Consider the following 21,287-nt stretch of genomic DNA (forward strand, 5'->3'; position numbering starts at 1 on the left):
TGTGAAATGGCATTAACCAAGCAAGACGCAGTGAACCAGATGATGGGCTTTTTTCAAGCCAAAGCCCTGACCGCCGCTCTGGCCTTAAAGCTGTTCGATCATTTACGCGATCAGGATCGCGACGCGCAACAGATAGCGACGCGCATCGACAGTCCGCTGCGTTCCAGCGAGCAGTTGCTGATTGCACTTCATGCCATGGGGTATCTTGAAAAACGGGGCGATCTCTATCACCTGCCTCCGGAGCATCGGACATTTCTGGTCAGCGATCAGCCGCAGTGGCTGGGATGGCTGGGCCGCCATATCGATACCTTCTTGTACCCTCTGTGGGGCAAGCTGAAATTGGCGGTAGAAAATGATGCGCATCAGCGTCAGAGCGTCTTCGGCGACGATCGCAGTTGGTTCGATATCCTGTATCAAAATCCGGATGACGTAGTTGACTTTCAGGAATTCCTGGGCAAATTTGCCGCCCCCTTTATCGACGGATTTATCCGCGATTACGATTTCTCGCAACATCGAGCTTTTTTAGATATCGGCAGCGGCATTGGCAACCTGCCCATCGCTGTCGCCAGTGCTTTTTCCGACATCAGGCTGGCCATTTGCGAACTGCCGCAAGCCTCTGCGTTCTTGCGCGACAAGCTGACAGCGCAAGGTTACGGCGAACGCATCCAGGTCGTTGAAGGCAATGTCATCACCGGCGATTTACCGATCGGCGATTATGACCTGATCCATCTGGGCTGGATGCTTCATGACTATGCCCCTGAAACCCAATTGGCCATTTTGCGCAATATCTACCAGGCGATGCCGGTCGGCGGCCGATTTATCGCTTCGGAAACCCCCTTAAATGCAGACAAATCTGGGCCGGAGTTCACCGCATTGCTGTCACTGAACATGTTGGTCTCTACCGATGGCGGCATAGAGAGCAGCCCTCAGGAATATCTGACCAGATTCAGGCAGGCAGGATTCAGTCAGGTCCGAATCATGGATATCCCCGGCCCTCGCACCCTGATTGTCGGCGAAAAAACAACCAATTAATACGGGAGTTCACTATGTTGGAAAGCAAACTGATACACCACATCGCCACCCAATTTCTCGATGGCGACAAGCAAGGGCTGAATGCTTATACCCCGCTGTTTGAGCTTAACGTCGTTGACTCCGCATCCATTTTTGATCTGGTGGATTTCCTGCGGCAAGAATCCAACGTCAAGATTGGCATGCATGAGATCCACCCGGCAAATTTTTCCTCGGTACAAGCGATGGTTGAACTGGTTCAACGGTTGAAGACAGATCCGGTGCTGGGAGGTGAGGTATGAACATTCAATCTGACACTGCATTGGCTCAAAACCATGATGCCCTCAAGCACTCCGTATTACACACCTTCGCGCAATTGACCGAGTACGATCTTTCGGCGCTGGCCTTAACCAGTCATCTGGAAAATGACCTGGGGATAGATTCCATTGCACTGGCTGAAATTGCCGCCTCACTGACCCGGCAATTTCAGTTGAGCACGCCACTGGTGACTCAAGAGATAAAAACTATTCAGGATGCTCTCGACCACATTTTGCAACGTGAATTCCAACTGCCGAAACAACAACCTGGTGCAACGGGAGACGCCACCGGCGATCCCGATCGGTGGCTTAACGCCCTGATCCAGCAGATTTTCGCCCAACACAGTGGTTACGATGTCAAAGAGCTGACGCCCGATGTCGCCATTGAAGCAGACCTGGGGATTGACTCGGTGGCGGTGGTGTCTGCCCAAAGCGATTTATTGAAACAACTGCAGCTACATGACGCTACCGCGTTGACACACTGCCATACCTTGTCAGAGTGGCAACGCTGTCTGGCAACTCGCCTGGAACAAGAAAAAGGCCCTCAGTGGTTTACACATTTCAGCGTTCCAACTGCACATCGGGAGGCCTTCACCAGCCACAATGATGCCGCTGCGGCGACGGTGACATCGGCCTCGCCAGTGGATTGCGATGACATCGGCGATCCACGCACCATGCGTGATTTCGTCGGTATTGAGCACCCGGATCTTTTTCATAAGGCACGGGAATTCCAAGCCTTTTACCGAGAGAAAAAAGCGCAACAGCTTTACTGGTACGGCATGCCGCTGGAGACCCCATGCAAAAACCGGGCGGTCATGTTTGATGAAACCACCGGCAAAAGCCGCGAGTTTTTGATGTTCGGTTCCAACAGCTATTTAGGGCTGTCAAACCATCCGGAAGTCATTCACGCCATTCAGGACGCCGCCGGTTTATACGGTGCCACCAATACCGGATGCCGCATCATCGCCGGCAGCAATGTGCTGCACCTGGAACTGGAGCGCAAACTGGCCAAACTCAAAGGGCGTGAAGACTGTATTGTCTACCCTTCTGGTTATTCGGCTAACCTGGGTTGCATTTCGGCGCTGACCAGCAGGCATGACCTGGTATTTACCGATGCCATCAATCACATGAGCATTCAGGATGGCTGCAAGCTGGCAGGCGCACAGCGTAAAATCTATAACCACTCGCTGACCAGTCTGGAACAATCTCTGGCCAAATATGCAGATCATCCCGGCGGAAAATTGATTGTAACCGACGGGGTTTTCAGCATGCACGGCGACATCGTTGATCTGCCGCGACTAATGAAACTGGCCGAACGTTACGGGGCCAGAGTGTTGGTTGATGATGCCCACGCAACCGGCGTTTTGGGCAAAACCGGCTCAGGCACGGCAGAGCATTTTAATATGAAGGGCAAGGTCGATCTGGAATTGGGCACCATGAGCAAAGCCTTGTCGGGATTAGGAGGGTTTGTTTGCGCTGACGCCGATGTCGTGGAGTTCTTGCGCTTTTACTCCAACTCTTACGTGTTTGCCGCCACCATTCCCGCCGCAGTAGCGGCCGGCGTGATCGCATCAATTGATATCATGCTGCGTGAACCCGAACGTTTAACGCAACTGTGGGACAACATCTATTACTTCCGCACTCTGCTGCTGAATGCCGGGTTTGACCTTGAGCATTCGGATTCCGCCATTGTGCCGATCGTAGTCGGTGATGATGCCAGGACCTTGCGTTTTGGTCGTGCCGTTCGGGCGCGTGGTCTGTTCTGCCAAACCGTGGTGTTCCCCGGCGTGAGCGTCGGAGATGCGCGTTTGCGGATCAGCATCACCAGTGAACACACGAGAGATGACCTGGATGAAGCCTTTGCCATACTGGTAGAGTCCGCTCTGGAAACCGGCGTATCCGTCACCCCGTCAGTACGCCGGAAAGAACCGGCGAGCGCCAAGGAGGCCTAAGGAATGACAACCTTCACGCCTTGGGTGTTGGGCCGGTTGCAGGAGCACGCACGGCAGATCCCGGAGCGCACGGCATTGCTGTGCGGCGAGCAACGATGGCATTTTCGGCAACTGAGCGCGCGCGCTCAGATTATCGCCGCCACCCTGCGCCAACAAGGGCTATCGGGGCAGGCCATCTTGCTCAAGCTGCCGAAAAGTCTGGACACCGTTGCCGCGATATATGCCACCTGGATCAGTGGTAACCACTATGTTCCTATTGACTATAGCCAGCCTGCGGCACGGATTGAACGTATCATTGCCGCAGCTGAACCCGCGCTGGTTATCGATGAGGCCTGGTTGGCGGCGCTCCCCTCAGACACCGAGACGCAGTGGCAGCCGGAGAGCGACAGATTCGCCAATCCTGTTGCCGCCATTTTATATACCTCCGGTTCAACAGGCACCCCGAAAGGGGTGCAAATCAGCCACGAAATGCTGACTTTTTTTATCCAATGGGCCATAGCGGACACTCAGCTAACGGCGCAGGATGTTCTGGCCAACCACGCGAGTTTTGCCTTTGACCTGAGCACCTTTGATCTGTTTGCCGGTGTCAGCGTCGGCGCCGCAACCTGGATCGTTCGCGAACAAGAACAGAAGGACTGCCAGGCCATTACCCAGGGTTTGCAAACCCATGGCATATCGGTGTGGTACAGCGTCCCCTCCATTCTGGTGATGTTGGAAAAAAGCTTGCTGTTGGATCAAGGCGTCACTCAGTCATTGCGGCAAGTCACTTTTGCCGGAGAGCCTTACCCGGTCGCCGCGTTGAACCGGCTGTTGCCCTGTTTGCCGCCCCAGTGTCGGATCAGCAATTGGTACGGCCCGACGGAAACCAATGTGTGCACTGCCTACACCATAGATCGGTCGCTATTGAACCGGCTGGAACACATTCCCATAGGCTACCCACTGACAGGACTTAGTGCACAACTGGAGGACGAAAGCGGTCACCGCTATCCGCTCGATCACGCGCTGGGGATCAGCGGTGAACTGCTGATCAGCGGGCCATGCGTCACTCCGGGTTACAGTAATGTCAGGGTGGCCCGCCAGACCGAGTTACACTCGCAACGGTGTCATGCAACCGGCGATTGGGTCGAAATGACACGAGAAGGTCTGATTTTCCGTGGCCGCGTGGATGACATGATAAAAATTAATGGGTATCGGGTGGAGCTGGGCGAAATCGAGTCGGTACTCCATCACCATCCCGCCATCAGTCAAGCCGCTTTATATGTCGAACATGGGGAACTGAAACAAAAGCTGGTCATGGTCGTCAGCATCCATGCCGGCACCGCACAACCGGGTCTGCTGGAACTAAAACAGTTCCTGCAACCTCGCCTTCCCCCTTACATGATCCCCAACGCACTGGTCATCACCGACAGCCTGCCGATGAATGCCAATGGTAAGGTGGATCGCAAGCGTCTGGCAGAGGTGACTGCCCGATGAGCCAGAACAACCGCACCGCGCCACTGGCTCTGGTCGGCATTGGCTGCGCGTTGCCCGACATTGCACGATTTGATGATTTGCTCACCCCCGCCCAATGGGAAGCCGGCTATGAATCCGCCTCCCTCTTGCCGTGGAGTGAAGCCGCTCGACCGATCCAGGGGCGACTGGTGAACGATACGGCATTTGATTTCAAAAAATTCTCTATTCCTCCGTTGTTCAAGCTGGCGGTCAGTCGGGAAACGCGTCTGGCGCTGCGAGCGGCTGAAGACGCCCTGCGAACATTGTCGCTGCCGACGACACTGCGTGACCATTGCGATCAGTTCTGCGCAACACATTTAGGCAGTGATGCCGCCTATCGCAATACAACCAAAATCAGCGCGCTGCGGGTGTTAGCCGAACAACTCAGGGCGCAGGGCCTCCCGCCCGCGCAGGTGATGCGCCGTCTCGATGATTATAAGCAGCAGTTGGCCCAAACATTCGGCAGCTCGTCTCATGATCGGGTGGGCGAAATGGCCTCCAGCATTCCGGCTCGCATTGCACACTTTTCGCAGACGCGCGGCAAATGCCAGACTCTCGATGGTGCCGATCTGGGCGGCTTGCGCTTGCTGCAATTAGCTCAGGACTGCTTTCGCTATCATGACAGTCGGATGGCTGTATTGACGTCCGTGCAATGTTTCCACCACCGTCCGCAGGCATACATGTTACTTGAACAAGGCGTCTCTCAGCAGGTCTGTTGGCAGGAAGGTGCCATCAGTCTGGTCGTTTGCCCGCAAAGAGTAGCCAGTGAACAGGGATGGCCGGTGATCACGCTGTTGGGTGATTTGATAACCTTGCCGGGCGGACAAGGGCAAAACGAAATGCAGTTCCCGCCTCCTCGCTATTTTTCCGGTGCCAACCAGGTTTTCAGTCAGATTGTCGAGATGGTGCTGAATCAGCGCCAGCATTGTGGGGGACGATCCTTTACCGGGCGCAGTTGGCAGATCAGCGTGACGCAAACCCACTCATTTTCCCCTGCCGTGCAGGATCGCGTGGCGATCATAGATTATCAACCGGTGACCGCACAGGGGTTGGACAAGGACCGTTTTTGGCAAACGCTGGTAACCGGAGACGATGCTTTACGGACACAGAGTGCGGAGCAACTTCATCCCGACGCGTTCCTGCGCGCCACACCACAAAAACTGAGCACTTATATTCAGCGGGCAATGAGTTTCCCGACACACCGTCCACATGATGTCAGCCTCAACAAGCCGATGATGCCCGCCAAGAAACTGCGGCTGGATGTCACGCAGTTATACGCACTGAACGGCTGTCATTTATGGTCCGATAAGGTACGCCAATTCGAACGCATCGCCATTGTGGTCGCCAGCAACCTGTCGTTGAGCGCCGACCGTCTGTTGGCGACGACGGCCTTGTGGCCCGATCTGCCGCACTCAGCAGTGGCGATCCCCCTGCCGGCTCAGCCTGAGCTTACCGTCTGGAGCTGGTATGGTGCCTGCGGTATCGGCACGGCACAGCTTTTGGCTCAGTCTCTCGGGGTCAACGCCGACTGTTATGCGGTGGAAGCCGCCTGCGCCAGTTCATTGGCCGCTTTGCACAATGCGGTTAGAGCATTGCAGGCGGGCCGTTATGATGCCGTGCTGGTCGGCGGGATCGAAACCGCGACACTGGAGCGGGATCTGGTTTTGTGTAGCGCGCAAATGATGCTTTCCGCCACACGTATGCGCCCGTTCGCAAAAAACGCTGATGGATTTACCCCTGGCGATGGCGGCGGTTTTTTCATTCTGACCCATCACCCATCACCCCAGGCCATCGCCACCGTTGAGGCGATATCTGGCTCCTGTGACAGCCATTCCATGACCGCCCCTTCACCTCAGGGGCAGGCGCTGGCGATCGCGAAAACCTTGGGTTTGGCCGAGATCAATGCCCAGAGGGTGCAATATCTTGAGGCTCACGGTACAGGCACCGATCTGGGCGACAAATCCGAGCTACAGTCCCTGCAAGGGAGCTATCGCCGCGCTGCTGATGTCCCGTTATATCTGGGATCGGTGAAGTACAACTTTGGACACTGTTTTGCCGGTGCCGGGGCGTTGAGTCTATGCAAAGTGTTAAGCGGCCTCGAACATGGGCAAATTCCCCCGACGCCCGTCTCTGAGCTGAACAGCCATTTGCCACTGGACGATATCCCCGCAGAGATTCCGCAGCAGGCAATGCCCTGGCCCCAGCCGGATGAGGGAGAGCGCCAAGCGGCGATCAACGCCTTTGGCACCGGCGGCATCAACTACCATATGGTCATCAACCAATCATCATAAAAGGCGGCCCCTATGCACGTCATCATCCATAAAATTCGACTGAAAGACATCGCCCAACGAGGCGCTTTTCGCGACTGGGTGGAAACCAGCGATTATGCAGCCTGCAAACAACTGAGTGCCGTACAGGCTTTCGAGGTTATTGAGATCAGTCAGAGCGCGGATGCCCAATTTCATTTTATCGAGATTATTCACCTGAATTCGTTGCAACGCTTTGAGCAACAGATGCAAACACCGCTGTTCCACAGTCTGGTCAACCGGTTTAATCAGTTGGCTGAAGTCGTTAACGAAATTACCGGTGAGCGGATTGCTGATGGCTATCGGCTGTAATAGTGGCGGAATGCCGTCCCGCGTCGTCATTGCTGTTGCACACGCTGCTGCCGATGCAAAAGAACCGAGGTTGTATCGTCAACGGCGGGTGAAACAAAATGCCCGTGAACTGACCCTGGCGCTGTTGGATCAGGTCTGGTGCACAACGGGGTTCATACTGCGTCATCATGCTTCTGGCCAACCGATTGGCGAACATCCCTTGCTGGGATGGCGACAGGTGTCCGTCAGCCATTCGCACTCCTGGTATGCGGGAGCGACCAGCAATGCTGCAGTGGGCATTGATCTGCAACAGTATCGGACATTTAGCGCCACCGCGCGGCGTCTGGCCTTTACTGTCGATGAACACGCCCTGGGATATGTGCAAACCTCTGCGGCCTGGGCTATTCGCGAAGCTTTTTTAAAAAGTCACGGGCAAGGCTTGCCTTACCCATTGCGGGATATCCATATCGACTGGCAACAGTCGCAGGTTTCCACCTTATCAGCCCGGCTCGAACGCAGGCAGTTCTGGTTGTGGTACAGCTTGGAATGGGTGTGCGCACTGTGCTTTCCAACCGGGACGATTGCCATGCCTGATACCGACATTGACGTTATCTCTTGCTCACGGGGGATCTATCGCCATGAGAAATGACGCATTTGAGCAGGCATTGCAAAACGGAGTTGATATAGCCCGCCTCGCGCCCTCTTCGCATAACTGCCAGCCATGGTCAGTCCGCTACCATGCCGATACTCAACAAGGTTGGGTCACCATCGACCGACCACGCGCGCTCAAAGGATTACCCTCACTGGAGCGAGAAATGCTGATGAGCTGTGGCCTTTTCTTCGAGTATGTCAGCACTCTGCTAAAACACGCCGGTTACCCGCTTGACTGGCGGTGGGAAGGTACGCATCGGGATGATCCTGTTGGGGGATTGATCTCCTTTACACCGGCGATGCCTATCACCGCCGATATCAATGCTTACTCACAATTAGCCAAAGCGATTACAGAACGGCGCACCGTCAGGGCGCCTTATCAGCCAACGCAGGTGAATCCAATACAGCAGGCATGCCTACAGACTTTATTCGACGGCTCCCCGGTCACCCTTCACTTCTACCAGGGTGAGCCGGTGCGCCATGCCGTCGCCCACCTTACCACTCGATATGCGTCTCTTGATTTCTCTCATCATCAGGCTTGGCAAGAAACCTATCAGTTCATTCGGTTTAATGAACGTCAGTACACCGAGGATGGTTTCTATCTGCATAACCTGTTTGGCCCGGTCTCCAACCTGTTCAAGTGCGTTTTCCGGATCGCCTTTCACCCGAAACTGACCCCGCTGGCCACGCGTTTGCAATTGCCCGCCATGATGGCGAAAGGGTTGGCAAAACAGGTGGGCGAAGGGCCGCAATACCTGGCAATGAGCCTGCAGGATGAAAGTGACGAACACCTGTTTATCGCCGGCATGACGCTGGGTCAGCTGTGGCTGACTTTACACTCATGGGGATGGGGCCTGCATCCGATCAGCGTGCTGGTGCAACACGCCAGTGCACGGCATGCCCTGTCCGATACGCTGGCGCTGGTCAACCCAGCCGTTTTTTTCGCACGCTTTGGTCATTTGCAACAATCTGGCGCAGCCACTCCCAGGCGCAGTTGGCAAAGTATTTTAACCGTATCACATCAACATTCGGCCGCTGAAACCAAGGCCGATGTCAGCAAATTTTAACCTGAAAAGGAGTATAAAATGGATGTTTGGATTACTCTGGTAGTGGTATTGCTCACCCTGTCAGTACTGGCCTTTGTCACCAGCCAAAAAGCGCAAGATACCCGGCCCATGTTCTTATGGGGGTTTAACTCAATGGGCCCGGTCGCGCTGGTATATTGCTACTTTGGCGAGGGAGATATATCGCATAAAGCACTGATTATAATATTTATTGTAATTTACCTGCTGCGCATGAATATCGTACTCACTCGCTGGTATGATAATACTGCCGCGTCGAAACTCAAGAACGTGATGCCCATTCGACAGGTACCGCTATTAGCGGTAATGATGGTCAATATCTTCGGTTGGTTATATTGCCTGCCCTTTTACTGGGCCAGTCAATTACAAGGGCCATTGGGAACACTGCAATGGCTGGCCATCGGTGTTTATTGTCTCGGCACCCTATATCATTTCGGTAGTGATTACCAAAAGCGACGTTTCAAACAGGACCCAAGCAATAAGGGGAAAATTCTCGACACCGGCTTTTGGGCAACGGCACGGCACCCTAATTACTTCGGTGACTTTTTGATCTTCACCAGCTTTGGGCTGCTGGCTGGCAATGTATTTGGCATCATCGCGCCACTGACCAATCTGATTCAGTATTTTGCCGATGCGATCCCTAAAAGCGAAAAGATGGCCGAGCAGCGTTATGGTGACGCCTGGCTCGAATATAAACGCAAAGTAAAATGTTTTATTCCGTTCATCTTTTAGCTACCGCACCCCAACGGCAGACCGGGGGTTGGCCACCCCTCTTCTGATACCTTCGGTCATAAGGCCAACTTTAGACAGCCGGCGTTAACCGCGACCATAGTCAAGTGACTGGCTCGGGTTGACAGGATAAACGAGAGTCTGGCGCGGCATTATCCGCAAGTGTCGGCATCACGATTATGACGATATCTCATATTCATTATCCACCGACGTATGGCTAGCGGGTAATGACGGCTATTTTGGTGCAAAGCCAGCGAGGGAAGATAGGGGTAAAAAGTGAAGATCTCAGCGCAACATAGGATAATGTACACGCATGAAGCCAATGGCCCATGCCATACTGGGCAGCATACTGAAAGTCCATAAAACAAAAAACCCCGCGCTCGAAGAGCACGGGGTCAGAATGTATGGCGGAGGAGCAGAGATTCGAACTCTGGAACGGTTTCCCGTCGACGGTTTTCAAGACCGTTGCCTTCAGCCACTCGGCCACCCCTCCGCAACGAGCCGAACTATAAACAGAGCCAATCGGCTTGTAAAGCCCATTACCGCTCAACCGAACGAAAAAACAGCATCCGGCGTGCGAGCGTTGAAGAAACCACCAACGACAGCTCAGAGTGACAGCAATGATAACTAAGGGTAAAGATTGGTAAACAAACTTTAATCAAACGCTTGCGCTGCCTATCATCGGAACTAATTTTGTGATGACCTGATAAGAGAGATCATTATGGACCGTATTGTCGTCTCATCCTCCTCGCGCGACTCGTTGCTCAGCACGCATAAAGTTCTGCGCAATACCTACTTCCTGCTTTCGTTAACGCTGGCGTTTTCCGCGCTGACCGCGACCGCCAGCACCATGCTGGGGCTACCGGCACCGGGCCTGTTGCTGATGCTGGTCGGGTTCTATGGCCTGATGTTCCTGACCCACAAACTGGCGAACAGCCCGGCGGGCATTCTGGCGGCGTTCGCGCTGACCGGTTTTATGGGTTACGCGCTGGGTCCAATCCTCAGTTCGTTCATTAATACCGGGGCCGGCGATCTGATCATGCTGGCATTGGGCGGCACCGCAGTGGTGTTCTTCTGCTGTTCGGCCTACGTGCTGACCACGCGCAAGGACATGTCATTCCTGTCCGGGATGATGATGGCAGGCTTTGTGGTGCTGCTGGTTGCGGTAATCGCTAACCTGTTCCTGCAAATTCCTGCCCTGCATCTGGCGATCAGTGCGCTGTTTATTCTGTTCTCCGCCGGCGCAATCTTGTGGGAAACCAGCAATATCATCCACGGCGGCGAAACCAACTACATCCGCGCCACCGTCAGCCTGTACGTGTCGCTGTACAACATGTTCATCAGCCTGTTAAGCATTTTGGGCTTCGCGCGCAGCAACTGAGTCAACGCTTGCCAAACACTCAAACCCCGCCTCGGCGGGGTTTTGTTTTTTGCGACAACCAAAATTTGTTAAACTGGCGGCCGTTCTGAATCATTCGTTATCGAGGCAGTATGTTGGAGTTTGAAGGCCAGATTATTGAAACTGATGCGCAAGGTTACCTGAAAAACAGCGCAGACTGGCATGAGGGCCTGGCGCCGCTGCTGGCTGCGCAGGAAGAGATAACGCTAAGCGAGGCGCACTGGGAAGTGGTGCGCTTTGTGCGCAACTTTTACCAGGAATTTAATACTTCACCGGCAATCCGCATGCTGGTGAAAGCCATGGCGCAGAAATACGGTGAAGAGAAAGGCAACAGTCGTTACCTGTATCGCCTGTTTCCAAAAGGCCCGGCCAAGCAGGCAACAAAAATCGCCGGCCTGCCGAAACCGGTAAAATGCATCTAAAGGTTAATAGCGGATACTGAACCCCCGGTAATCGGCCGTGCCTCGGGGTTCGACCAACACGCGATCGACACGTGCGCTGCGCGGGCCACCGTTCTTCAGCCATTCCACCAGCTTATCCACCTGCGGTTGTTCGCCGCAGGCCACCACTTCTACGCTGCCGTCGTCAAGATTGCGCGCATAACCGCTTAACCCCAACGCCGTCGCCTGATGCTGAGTGTTATAGCGAAACCCCACCCCTTGCACCACGCCATAGACATACGCAGCAATGCAAACTTGTGTCATAATCCGCTCCTTATTAACTTTCGTTTATGGCATTGCCTGTGCGCCGCACGGCAATGTCACTCTTTTTACCTAGCTGGCAGCATTCTTAATTATGACCGTACGCCTGTATCTCGCCAAAGGACGTGAAAAGTCCTTACTTCGTCGCCACCCGTGGGTATTCTCCGGTGCCGTTCAACGTATTGAGGGTAAAGCTCTTTCCGGCGAAACCATTGATATTCACGACGCCCAGGGCAAATGGTTGGCGCGCGGCGCCTACTCGCCGGAGTCCCAAATCCGCGCCCGTGTCTGGACCTTCCAGCAGGACGAAGAGATTAACATCGATTTCTTCATTCGCCGTTTACAGCAGGCACAAAACTGGCGTGATTGGTTAGCGAAACGTGATGGACTGGACGGCTATCGCCTGATTGCCGGCGAATCTGACGGTATGCCAGGTATGACCATCGATCGCTTCCAGAATTTCTTGGTCCTGCAACTGCTGTCAGCCGGCGCCGAATACCAACGCGCGGCGCTGATTACCGCCTTGCAGCATTGCTATCCGGAATGCGCAATCTACGATCGTTCAGACGTAGCGGTGCGCAAAAAAGAAGGTTTGCCGTTGGCTCAGGGGCCGGTGCTGGGCGATCTTCCCCCTGCTCTGCTGCCCATTACCGAGCATGGCATGAAGCTGTTGGTGGATATCCAACAAGGCCACAAGACCGGCTTTTACCTCGATCAGCGCGACAGTCGCCTGGCTGCACGTAATTACTCCGCTGGCCGCCGCGTACTCAACTGCTTCTCCTACACCGGCGCCTTCGCCGTTTCGGCCCTGATGGGCGGCTGTTCACAGGTGATCAGCGTAGATACATCACAGGCAGCGTTGGATATCGCTAAACAGAATGTCGAACTGAACCAGTTGGACCTGAGCAAAGCGGAGTTTGTGCGCGATGATGTGTTCCAGTTGCTACGCGCCTACCGCACGCAGGGTGAAAAATTCGACCTGATCATTATGGATCCGCCGAAATTCGTCGAAAACAAAAACCAGCTGGCCAGCGCCTGTCGCGGCTATAAAGATATCAATATGCTGGCGTTGCAGTTGCTGAATCCGGGCGGCATTTTGCTCAGTTTCTCCTGCTCCGGCCTGATGCCTACCGATTTGTTCCAGAAAATTTTGGCCGACGCCGCTGTAGATGCCGGGCGTGATGTACAATTTATAGAGCAGTACCGTCAGGCTGCCGATCACCCGGTTATCGCAACTTATCCTGAAGGGTTGTACTTGAAAGGCTTTGCGTGCCGGGTGATGTAACTTGAAATACGCTGCTTTGCCCTCATATAGAGAGTAAAGCACTGTTTCTCAGGAGGTCATCATGATTGCCAGCAAATTCGGTATCGGACAACAGGTTAGGCATAAGTTGCTGGGGTATTTGGGGGTGATTATCGATATTGACCCTGAATACTCCCTCGAGCAGCCCAAAGCTGATGAGATAGCGGCGAATACCGATCTGCGGTTCGCCCCTTGGTACCACGTGGTGATGGAAGACGAAGAAGGCCAACCGGTGCACACTTATCTGGCGGAAGCACAGCTGGATGGGGAAGCCCAGGACGCCCACCCCGAACAACCCTCGCTGGATGAACTGGCGGAATCCATCCGTCACCAGTTACAAGCACCACGTCTGCGCAACTGATGCGTAACCCTGGCCTGAGAAACTCGCCTTAAAGGCCTGGCACTATGCCAGGCCTTTATTTTCCTCAGCGCTCAAGGCCCAAACGCGGGATTTCGATTTTAGGGCAACGATCCATCACCACCTTAAGCCCCGCTTCGTTTGCCAATGCCTCTGCCTGTTCATTAATGACACCGATTTGCAGCCACAACGCCTTGGCACCAATGGCAATGGCTTCTTGAGCCACCGCGTATGCAGCCTCTGAATTACGGAATACGTCAACCATATCAATCGAATGCGGAATGTCCGCCAGCTTCGCATAAACCTGCTGGCCCAGCAGCGTCTGCCCCGCCAACTTGGGGCTAACCGGTGTCACCTGATACCCCTGCGAAAGCAAATAGGCCATCACGCCAAAGCTGGCGCGCGCCGGATTGTCACTGGCACCCACCAGCGCAATGGTTTTCATCTGTTGCAGCAGGCTGGCAATTTCGTTGTCTTGCATTTTCCGCTCCCAAAAATTGACAGGGACTTCCCTACGCTGAGTGTAACTCATTGCCCTTAAATCGGCTAAACGCAGCCCCCCGGAAACTCCCAGCCACTTTTGCGGTCTGATGCTGTCACTGCTAACATTCACTCGGCGAATGATGTCAGGATGAATATAAATATGTATATTTGTAAATAAATACGCAATCCTGAAAAATTTTGACACACCCCATGGCGTATTCAACACTAATAACGATGCCACTTATAAGGAGATAACGATGAAATTTGGTCTGATGGTTGCGGGGCTGCTCAGTGTCAGTATCAGCATGCCTGCCGTAGCTACGACCCTGAAACTCTCCCCTGATATCGACCTGCTCGTGGTCGACGGCAAGAAAATGACGGGATCGTTGTTAAAAGGCGCCGACAGCCTGGAGCTGGATGGCGGGCAGCATCAGTTGCTGTTTAAAGTCGTCAAGCCCGTACGTTCGGGGCAGCATGAGGTAACGGCCTATGCCTCACCACCGCTTATCGCCACCTTCAATACGCAGAATGTCAGCTCCGTAGCCATCGAGTTGCCACGCATTGAGAATGTGCGTGATGGTCAGAGGTTTGATAAAACGCTTAATTATCAGGTTATCGATAAAAAAGGTAACGCGCTGGCGATGAGACACGACGTGCTGCACCCCGATGGCGTGACGCTCAATGTGGATCTGGAAAAACTGATGGCAGATTACAACAGCCAGAATCGCCCGGCCTCGGTGCCGTCCTTTGCGCAGGTTCGTACCGGCACGTCGTCCTCCCCGTTGGGTAACGCGGCGTTAAGCGCCCCCACGGTGACGTTGAAGGGTGAAAACGTTTCCGAACAAATGCTGCAATATTGGTTTCAGCAAGCAGATAAAGACACTCAGAAACGTTTCCTGCAGTGGGCCAATAAACAACCCACCCATTAAGATGATCGGCGTCTTTTACGCAAAGGCGCGCTTTCTTCGCATTTTCCGGTGTAAACGCTAGGCAGTGAAAAACAGTTTCAGTAATCTGTCGCACATCCCCCCGATTAGCGAAGGACATCGAGATGGAATTTACCACCCGCACTATCGCCGCGCGCAAACACATTGCGCTGGTGGCGCACGATCATCGCAAGCAAGCCCTGCTCAAATGGGTTGAAGACAATAAGCCCGTCCTGGAGCAGCACCAGCTTTACGCCACCGGCACTACCGGCAATCTGATTCAACGGGCTACAGGCATTCCGGTACAAAGCATGCTGAGCGGCCCGATGGGCGGCGACCAGCAGGTCGGCGCGCTGATTGCGGAAGGCAAGATCGATATGCTTATTTTCTTCTGGGATCCGCTGAATGCGGTACCACACGATCCGGATGTAAAAGCCCTACTGCGCCTGGCGACAGTATGGAATATTCCCGTCGCCACCAACCGCTCCACCGCAGATTTCCTGATCGATTCCTCACTGTTTAAACGCGAAGTGGAAATCGCCATTCCGGATTATCAACGTTATTTGCAGGATCGCCTGAAGTAGTGATTGCGGCCTGGCAAACACCAGGCCGTGAACTTAAGGTTTTTTCTGCAGCGGCACGCCGAGATCCTGCAAATGCCCAACGAACACCGAGGGGCGTTCGCGATCTTGCAATAGCCAGACCTGATGTTTGGCGCGTGTCAGCGCCACATACAACAACCGTCGCTCCTCTGCGTCCGGGAAATCTTCCGGTTGTGGCAACAAGACATCCTCCAGCACCGACTCGCGCGCTACCGCAGGAAAACCATCGCTGCCCTCGTGCAAACCGGCGATGATCACATACTCCGCCTGCTGCCCTTTACTGGCGTGAATCGTCATAAACTCGAGGGTCAGTTTTGGCCACCGGGTCGACGCTTTCGACAGCACTTCCGGTTTCAGATGGTGATACCGCGCCAGCACCAGAATGCGCTCATCCGGCTTGGCGTAACCGCTCAGTTTGTCGAGCAGGTTCTCCAGCTGTTCATGCGGTAAAATTACCACCGATTTCTTGTTGCCCTTACTCAGGCTATTCAACGGTTTCTTCAACTGATGCGGGTTTTGCTGCACAAAGCGGTTTGCCACCTCGCCGATACGATCATTGAAGCGATAAGTGGTATCGAGCGCGCACTGAGCGCCCTCGCCAAAGTTTTCGGCAAACGCCGTGGTGAGCGTCAACTCCGCACCGCTAAAGCGGTAAATAGCCTGCCAATCGTCGCCCACCGCGAACAGGCAGGTCTGCTTATTCTGCTTGCGCAGCGCTGCCAGCAACTGGGCTCGTTGCGGCGAAATATCCTGGAACTCATCCACCAGGATATGCTTCCACGGACTGACGAAACGCCCTTTTTCCAGAATATTGACCGCCTGATGAATAAGGCCGGAAAAATCCACCGCCCCCTCATCTTTAAGTGCGCTTTTCCAGGCTTTCAACAGCGGCGCCATCAGCCGAATGCGCTTTGAAAACAGGTCACGGATCTCTTCATCCGCCTGTTCGATCATTTCCGCCTGGCTGCCGCCGTGCATCCGCATCAGCCCCAGCCAACGTTCGAGCCTGCCTGCCAGCCGCTCGGCCAGGCGTTTATCCTGCCAGAAGTCGCCTTCGGGCACGTCCCACTCCAACTCCTCCATCAACCACTGACGCCACCCTTTGGCCTGCGCCTTTTTCTCTGCGCACTGTTGCTGCCAATGGGTAATCAACAACGTACGCCGGGCTTTGCTGTCGGTTTCCAACTTGCTGATGGCAGGCACTTTACGGTTGCCCTGCTGAATGATCTGCAGCGCCAGCGCGTGGAAGGTTTTGGCTTGAATCGCCACGCTGCCCAAACGCTCCTGAATGCGCTCATTCATCTCTTCCGCCGCCTGGCGACCAAACGCCAGCAACAGTATCTGCCCGGGTTCAGCCTCCTGACGGCGCAACAACCAGCCGGCTCGCGCCACCAACACCGAGGTTTTGCCGCTGCCGGCACCAGCCAGAACCAGTACCGAGTCTTCGCCATTTACCACGGCACGGCTTTGCGAGTCATTCAACGGCGAAATTTCGATAGTCTGGAAGAAATCGTGATACGTCTCCAGCATGCGCTCTGTCCACTGCTGATTACGCTGCCCCACACTGCGCAGCCCATGCTGCAACCACTGCAGACATAGCTGGTAGTCATCCCGACAGTTGTCGAACTCATCAAGCCGCGCTACCGGCATTGGCAAGGCGCCAAAAGACTGTCGGATCTGCTGCTGCAATTTGCCCAGTTCTGACTTTTTGAACCATTTATCCTGCTGTTCAATACGCTGGATATGCTCTACCTGCTGCTGTAAAACGCCGGAGCTGATTTCACTCATCTCGGCGCTCCATTGCTGCCAGGCCTGTTGCAGGTAGTGGTAAAAACGCTGAGTTTCTTGCCATTCAGTACCGTGTAGGCGTACCACTTTCTCATCGGGCAGCTCAAATTCCAGCTCGCCCCAGACGATGCCGCGTTTACATCGGACTTTAATCAACTGATTGAAAGGAATAAGATATTCGTGCTTCTCACCGCTCACCTCAACCCCGGCGTGCAGCAACCGCACGCGGTTGTAAGGATGCTGAGCCAGGTGTTTCCCCAGCGATGTCGCTTTAAGTTCCATATCGGCGCGCCATGACTATGTTGAGATTAAATAACGGATATCTGCCAGTTTACCTGTGATAAGCAGTGGCACTCTAGCGCTAAAAAAAGGGTAGAATAGATTTTGCGTTTTGATACCAAACGCAACCGCTTCGCGGTTTGGCCATCATTAGAGCAGAATGACGACTATGCGTACTGTACTGAATATTCTTAATTTTGTGTTGGGCGGTTTTTTCACTACCCTTGGCTGGCTGATCGCAACGGTATTCAGCGTCATACTGATTATTACCCTGCCTCTGACCCGCTCGTGCTGGGAGATCACCAAATTATCGTTTCTGCCTTTCGGCAACGAAGCCATTCACGTGAATGAGCTGTATCCGGAAAAAAGCAACGCGCTGCTTTCCGCCAGCGGTTCACTGCTGAATATTGTCTGGTTGGTACTCTTCGGTTGGTGGTTGTGCCTGTCGCATATCGCCGCAGGCATCGTGCAGTGCGTATCGATTATTGGCATTCCGGTTGGTATTGCCAATTTCAAGATCGCCGCCATCGCACTGTGGCCGGTGGGCCGCCGCGTGGTATCAGTTGAGATGGCTCAGCAGGCCAGAACTGAAAATGCCCGGCGTCAGTACCAACAGCGTTAATTTTTTCTCCGCCTGAGGAGTTTTTCGTGCTCTCTTTTGCACCCGCAATACGCCGTTATGCCTACAACAGCAATTTGCTTTATAACCTGCGTATTTTTATTGCGCTGGCTGGCGCAGCCGCCGTCCCTTGGTGGCTGGCCATTCCCAAACTCACTATTCCCCTGACTCTGGGAGTGGTAGCGGCGGCGCTGACGGATTTGGATGACCGCCTGAGTGGCAGGCTGCGTAACCTGCTGATCACGCTAGTGTGTTTTTTTATAGCCTCCGCCTCCATTGAGCTGCTGTTTCCTTACCCTTGGTTATTCGCCCTCGGTCTGACTACCTCGACCTGCGGCTTTATCTTACTGGGGGCATTGGGGCAACGCTACGCCACCATTGCGTTTGGCGCCTTGCTGATCGCAGTTTACACCATGCTTGGCACCTCAATGTATGACGCCTGGTATCAGCAACCGATACTGCTGATCATTGGCGCCCTGTGGTACAACCTCCTGACGCTGATTGGTCATCTGATTTTTCCTATTCGTCCTTTACAGGAAAATTTGGCGCGCTGCTATGATCGGTTGGCAAATTATCTGGATGCCAAGGCCAACCTGTTTGACCCCGATGCCGAACATGCTGCGGACCTGCCGTGGATGGATGTGGCAATGGCCAACAGCGCGCTGGTGACGACTCTCAATCAGACCAAAGTCTCATTGCTGACACGGCTTAAAGGCGACCGCGGCCAGCGCGGTACCCGTCGTACCCTGCATTATTATTTTGTAGCGCAGGATATTCATGAGCGTGCCAGTTCCGCTCATGTTCAATATCAGGCCCTAAGCCGACAATTCCGTCATAGCGATATCCTGTTTCGTTTCCAGCGCTTGCTCAGCATGCAAGCGCGCGCCTGCCAGCAGTTGGCTCAGTCGATCCTGCTGCGGCAAAAATACCAGCACAACCTGCGTTTTGAGCCGGCTTTCAGCCGCATTGATGAAGCTCTGGCCCGCGTGGCCGTCACCCAGGAAAATCGTGAGCTGACCAAAGCGCTATCGCACCTGTTGAAGAATTTGCGCGCGATTGATGCGCAGTTGGCGAATATCGAATCCGAGCAGGCGCTGGCCGACGGCCAGGCGGAAGAGAACAGTCTGTCAGATGATCGGCTCACCGGTTGGAGCGACATCCGCCTGCGCATTAGCCGCCATCTGACGCCGCAGTCAGCCTTATTCCGCCATGCTATTCGCATGTCTGTGGTGCTGTGCATCGGCTATGCTTTTATTCAGTTTACTGGCATGCAGCACGGTTACTGGATCCTGCTGACCAGCCTGTTTGTTTGCCAGCCCAATTACAATGCCACGCGCCGCAGGCTGGCGCTGCGTATCATAGGTACGCTTGCCGGTATTCTTATCGGCCTGCCGATCCTCTATTTTGTCCCCTCGCAGGAAGGCCAGATGGTGTTAATCGTCATTGCCGGCGTCCTGTTTTTTGCTTTTCGTACCGTGCAGTACGCGCACGCAACCATGTTTATCACCCTGCTCGTCCTGCTGTGCTTTAACCTGCTGGGTGAGGGCTTTGAAGTGGCTGCGCCACGCGTTTACGACACCCTTTTGGGATGCGCCATCGCTTGGGCTGCCGTGAGTTTTATCTGGCCAGATTGGCATTTTCGCCAATTGGCGGCCGTGGTGAGCAAAACGTTGAATGCCAACTGCCGGTATCTGGATGCGATTTTGGTGCAATACCATCAGGGTAAGGATAACGGTTTGCCGTACCGTATCGCCCGCAGGGATGCACACAACAGCGACGCAGAGTTAGCCTCGGTGATTTCAAACATGTCGGCCGATCCAAAGGCCGATAAGGTGGTTCAGGATGCCGCTTTTCGCCTGCTGTGCCTGAACCACACCTTGTTGAGTTATATCTCCGCATTGGGCGCACACCGCGAACACATGAACAATCCCGCAACGCTGGAGTTGCTGAATGATGCCGTATGCTATGTCGATGGCGCCTTGCATCAGGAAGAACAAGACGGCCGACGCATCGCTCAAGCGTTAGAAAGCCTTGCCGAGCGCATCCAACTCGCGGCTCCAGAACCAGAAAGCAAAGAGCAACTGGTATTACAGCAGATAGGGCTGGTCATTGATCTGCTGCCGGAGCTCATGACGTTAAAAGAGCAGATAGCTAAATCGGCATGATCACGCGAGATCTTTCATCAAACCCTTGATTCCAGGCGTGTGCCCATGACTAAGCAGGACCATGGTATGTTCGAACCACTCGGTTAGCTCACTGCGCAGGGCCAGTGGCAAGGCGGCATGGTGATAACCGGCAATCGCCCCGCCTAAGGAAAGCAGCACTCGCAATCCTAAATTGCGTTGCTGCTGCAACAACCGTAGATAGCTCCGTTTGGCGCCATTCAAGCGCAAGTCATAGACATTGCGAATACCTACCCGCCACAGTAAACGCTCCATGTTGATATCGATGTTCGGTAACGTTCTAAGCCGACCATGCGTGTCCATTTTGACCTGAAGTTCCAGGCGGGCCTCCCGGATGGCCTGCCGCGCCAATCCAACAAGCTCATCCTGCGCCCGCCACAGAGACTCATCGACCCAGTAATAACGCAGGGTGATTGGTACGCCCCGTTTGGAGTAAACCATATTGACCATTCCACGGGCGCGGAAGGCAGGCTCCAGGCTATCCGTCGCCCGAAGATACAGCTCGTCTTCCGCTATCACCCCAAACATAACGCCATCAGCCAGCAGCCCATAACCGCCAAACTGCGAGCGCGTAGTAATGCTCCCTAATGCGTAGAAACACGCTTTGGCCTGTTTGACTCTTCCTGTAGATGTCCCTTTCATGAAGCTTCTCCTTGTGTAGGTTCTAATTGTATTATTTCTCACATCAATGAAATAAAAGTAACGTGAACAAGTAATTAGAAAAATACGCACTATCCGCAGCCCTGCCAATCATAAAAACAGGACGTCTAAAAAATAATCGCAATTATGCGAGGCACTACGAAAATTTGAGTTGATCTT

21 protein-coding genes and 1 tRNA gene are annotated in these 21,287 nt (G+C 54.1%); 17 read left to right on the top strand and 5 right to left on the bottom strand.

Features of this window, described 5'->3' with window-relative positions; genetic code table 11:
- Positions 1-6: 6 nt before the first annotated feature.
- The 9 genes from SPL01S_RS10055 to SPL01S_RS10095 all read left to right on the top strand — a co-directional run bounded on the left by SPL01S_RS10055 (position 7) and on the right by SPL01S_RS10095 (position 9,830).
- Positions 7-1,032 (top strand): methyltransferase, encoded by a 1,026-nt coding sequence (locus tag SPL01S_RS10055; RefSeq protein ID WP_063199336.1) that lies wholly within the window; start codon positions 7-9, stop codon positions 1,030-1,032.
- Positions 1,033-1,046: 14 nt separating this feature from the next.
- Positions 1,047-1,310, top strand: coding sequence for a hypothetical protein (locus SPL01S_RS10060; protein WP_013812350.1), 264 nt, complete (start codon positions 1,047-1,049; stop codon positions 1,308-1,310).
- Positions 1,307-3,277 carry an aminotransferase class I/II-fold pyridoxal phosphate-dependent enzyme gene (locus SPL01S_RS10065; RefSeq protein WP_063199339.1) on the top strand — a complete coding sequence of 657 codons (1,971 nt, stop codon included), beginning with the start codon at positions 1,307-1,309 and terminating at the stop codon, positions 3,275-3,277. Before SPL01S_RS10060 ends, SPL01S_RS10065 begins: the two co-directional genes overlap by 4 nt.
- A 3-nt stretch (positions 3,278-3,280) precedes the next feature.
- The gene (locus SPL01S_RS10070; RefSeq protein ID WP_063199343.1) at positions 3,281-4,750 is read left to right on the top strand and encodes a D-alanine--poly(phosphoribitol) ligase; all 1,470 of its coding nucleotides are present in this window, start codon (positions 3,281-3,283) and stop codon (positions 4,748-4,750) included.
- Entirely contained in the window at positions 4,747-7,059 is a 2,313-nt protein-coding gene (gene pigJ, locus SPL01S_RS10075; RefSeq protein WP_063199346.1) for a prodigiosin MBC biosynthesis protein PigJ, read from the top strand. The genes SPL01S_RS10070 and pigJ overlap by 4 nt, the downstream gene beginning before the upstream one ends.
- Before the next feature lie 12 nt (positions 7,060-7,071).
- The gene (locus SPL01S_RS10080; protein ID WP_013812346.1) at positions 7,072-7,386 is read left to right on the top strand and encodes a RedY/HapK family protein; all 315 of its coding nucleotides are present in this window, start codon (positions 7,072-7,074) and stop codon (positions 7,384-7,386) included.
- A gap of 70 nt (positions 7,387-7,456) precedes the next feature.
- The gene (locus SPL01S_RS10085) at positions 7,457-8,014 is read left to right on the top strand and encodes a 4'-phosphopantetheinyl transferase superfamily protein (RefSeq protein ID WP_232246019.1); all 558 of its coding nucleotides are present in this window, start codon (positions 7,457-7,459) and stop codon (positions 8,012-8,014) included.
- The gene (locus SPL01S_RS10090; RefSeq protein WP_063199352.1) at positions 8,004-9,083 is read left to right on the top strand and encodes a hypothetical protein; all 1,080 of its coding nucleotides are present in this window, start codon (positions 8,004-8,006) and stop codon (positions 9,081-9,083) included. Before SPL01S_RS10085 ends, SPL01S_RS10090 begins: the two co-directional genes overlap by 11 nt.
- 18 nt (positions 9,084-9,101) lie before the next feature.
- A complete protein-coding gene (locus tag SPL01S_RS10095) occupies positions 9,102-9,830 on the top strand; it encodes a DUF1295 domain-containing protein (RefSeq protein WP_013812343.1) in 729 nt (242 codons plus the stop codon).
- A 402-nt stretch (positions 9,831-10,232) separates the two neighbouring features.
- Here the strand turns inward: SPL01S_RS10095 and SPL01S_RS10100 are convergent.
- Positions 10,233-10,320: transfer RNA gene (locus tag SPL01S_RS10100), tRNA-Ser, on the bottom strand.
- A gap of 228 nt (positions 10,321-10,548) precedes the next feature.
- Here SPL01S_RS10100 and yccA point away from each other — a divergent pair.
- Positions 10,549-11,208, top strand: a complete 660-nt coding sequence (yccA, locus tag SPL01S_RS10105; protein ID WP_004942825.1) for an FtsH protease modulator YccA — start codon at positions 10,549-10,551, stop codon at positions 11,206-11,208.
- A gap of 110 nt (positions 11,209-11,318) precedes the next feature.
- On the top strand, positions 11,319-11,648 hold the full coding sequence (gene tusE, locus SPL01S_RS10110) for a sulfurtransferase TusE (protein ID WP_004942823.1): 330 nt from the start codon (positions 11,319-11,321) through the stop codon (positions 11,646-11,648).
- Between the two features lie 3 nt (positions 11,649-11,651).
- On the opposite strand, the gene yccX is transcribed toward tusE, so the two are convergent.
- A complete protein-coding gene (gene yccX, locus SPL01S_RS10115; protein ID WP_063199355.1) occupies positions 11,652-11,930 on the bottom strand; it encodes an acylphosphatase in 279 nt (92 codons plus the stop codon).
- Between the two features lie 91 nt (positions 11,931-12,021).
- Here yccX and rlmI point away from each other — a divergent pair, with 91 nt between their 5' ends.
- Together rlmI and hspQ are read left to right on the top strand one after the other, a co-directional pair.
- Positions 12,022-13,212 carry a 23S rRNA (cytosine(1962)-C(5))-methyltransferase RlmI gene (gene rlmI / locus SPL01S_RS10120; protein WP_063199359.1) on the top strand — a complete coding sequence of 397 codons (1,191 nt, stop codon included), beginning with the start codon at positions 12,022-12,024 and terminating at the stop codon, positions 13,210-13,212.
- 61 nt (positions 13,213-13,273) lie between these two features.
- Positions 13,274-13,591, top strand: a complete 318-nt coding sequence (gene hspQ / locus SPL01S_RS10125) for a heat shock protein HspQ (protein ID WP_004942817.1) — start codon at positions 13,274-13,276, stop codon at positions 13,589-13,591.
- A gap of 64 nt (positions 13,592-13,655) precedes the next feature.
- Here the strand turns inward: hspQ and SPL01S_RS10130 are convergent, their stop codons facing one another.
- The gene (locus tag SPL01S_RS10130) at positions 13,656-14,069 is read right to left on the bottom strand and encodes a CoA-binding protein (protein WP_020438813.1); all 414 of its coding nucleotides are present in this window, start codon (positions 14,067-14,069) and stop codon (positions 13,656-13,658) included.
- Positions 14,070-14,328: 259 nt separating this feature from the next.
- Here SPL01S_RS10130 and SPL01S_RS10135 point away from each other — a divergent pair, with 259 nt between their 5' ends.
- Together SPL01S_RS10135 and SPL01S_RS10140 are read left to right on the top strand one after the other, a co-directional pair.
- Positions 14,329-15,000, top strand: coding sequence for a DUF2057 family protein (locus SPL01S_RS10135; RefSeq protein WP_063199362.1), 672 nt, complete (start codon positions 14,329-14,331; stop codon positions 14,998-15,000).
- A gap of 122 nt (positions 15,001-15,122) precedes the next feature.
- Complete coding sequence (locus SPL01S_RS10140) at positions 15,123-15,581, top strand: methylglyoxal synthase (protein ID WP_004942809.1); 459 nt, start codon at positions 15,123-15,125, stop codon at positions 15,579-15,581.
- Positions 15,582-15,614: 33 nt separating this feature from the next.
- Here the strand turns inward: SPL01S_RS10140 and helD are convergent, their stop codons facing one another.
- On the bottom strand, positions 15,615-17,669 hold the full coding sequence (gene helD, locus SPL01S_RS10145; protein ID WP_063199365.1) for a DNA helicase IV: 2,055 nt from the start codon (positions 17,667-17,669) through the stop codon (positions 15,615-15,617).
- A 166-nt stretch (positions 17,670-17,835) separates the two neighbouring features.
- On the opposite strand from helD, the gene SPL01S_RS10150 reads away from it, so the two are divergent.
- Positions 17,836-18,288 carry a YccF domain-containing protein gene (locus SPL01S_RS10150; protein ID WP_006324588.1) on the top strand — a complete coding sequence of 151 codons (453 nt, stop codon included), beginning with the start codon at positions 17,836-17,838 and terminating at the stop codon, positions 18,286-18,288.
- A gap of 26 nt (positions 18,289-18,314) precedes the next feature.
- Positions 18,315-20,450 carry a YccS family putative transporter gene (gene yccS / locus SPL01S_RS10155; protein WP_006324587.1) on the top strand — a complete coding sequence of 712 codons (2,136 nt, stop codon included), beginning with the start codon at positions 18,315-18,317 and terminating at the stop codon, positions 20,448-20,450.
- Here yccS and SPL01S_RS10160 read toward each other — a convergent pair whose 3' ends face one another.
- Positions 20,451-21,110, bottom strand: a complete 660-nt coding sequence (locus SPL01S_RS10160; protein WP_063199368.1) for a TfoX/Sxy family DNA transformation protein — start codon at positions 21,108-21,110, stop codon at positions 20,451-20,453. It abuts the gene before it with no gap.
- Between the last annotated feature and the right edge of the window lie 177 nt (positions 21,111-21,287).

This window comes from Serratia plymuthica NBRC 102599 (assembly GCF_001590925.1).
In the GTDB taxonomy this organism is placed as follows: domain Bacteria; phylum Pseudomonadota; class Gammaproteobacteria; order Enterobacterales; family Enterobacteriaceae; genus Serratia; species Serratia plymuthica.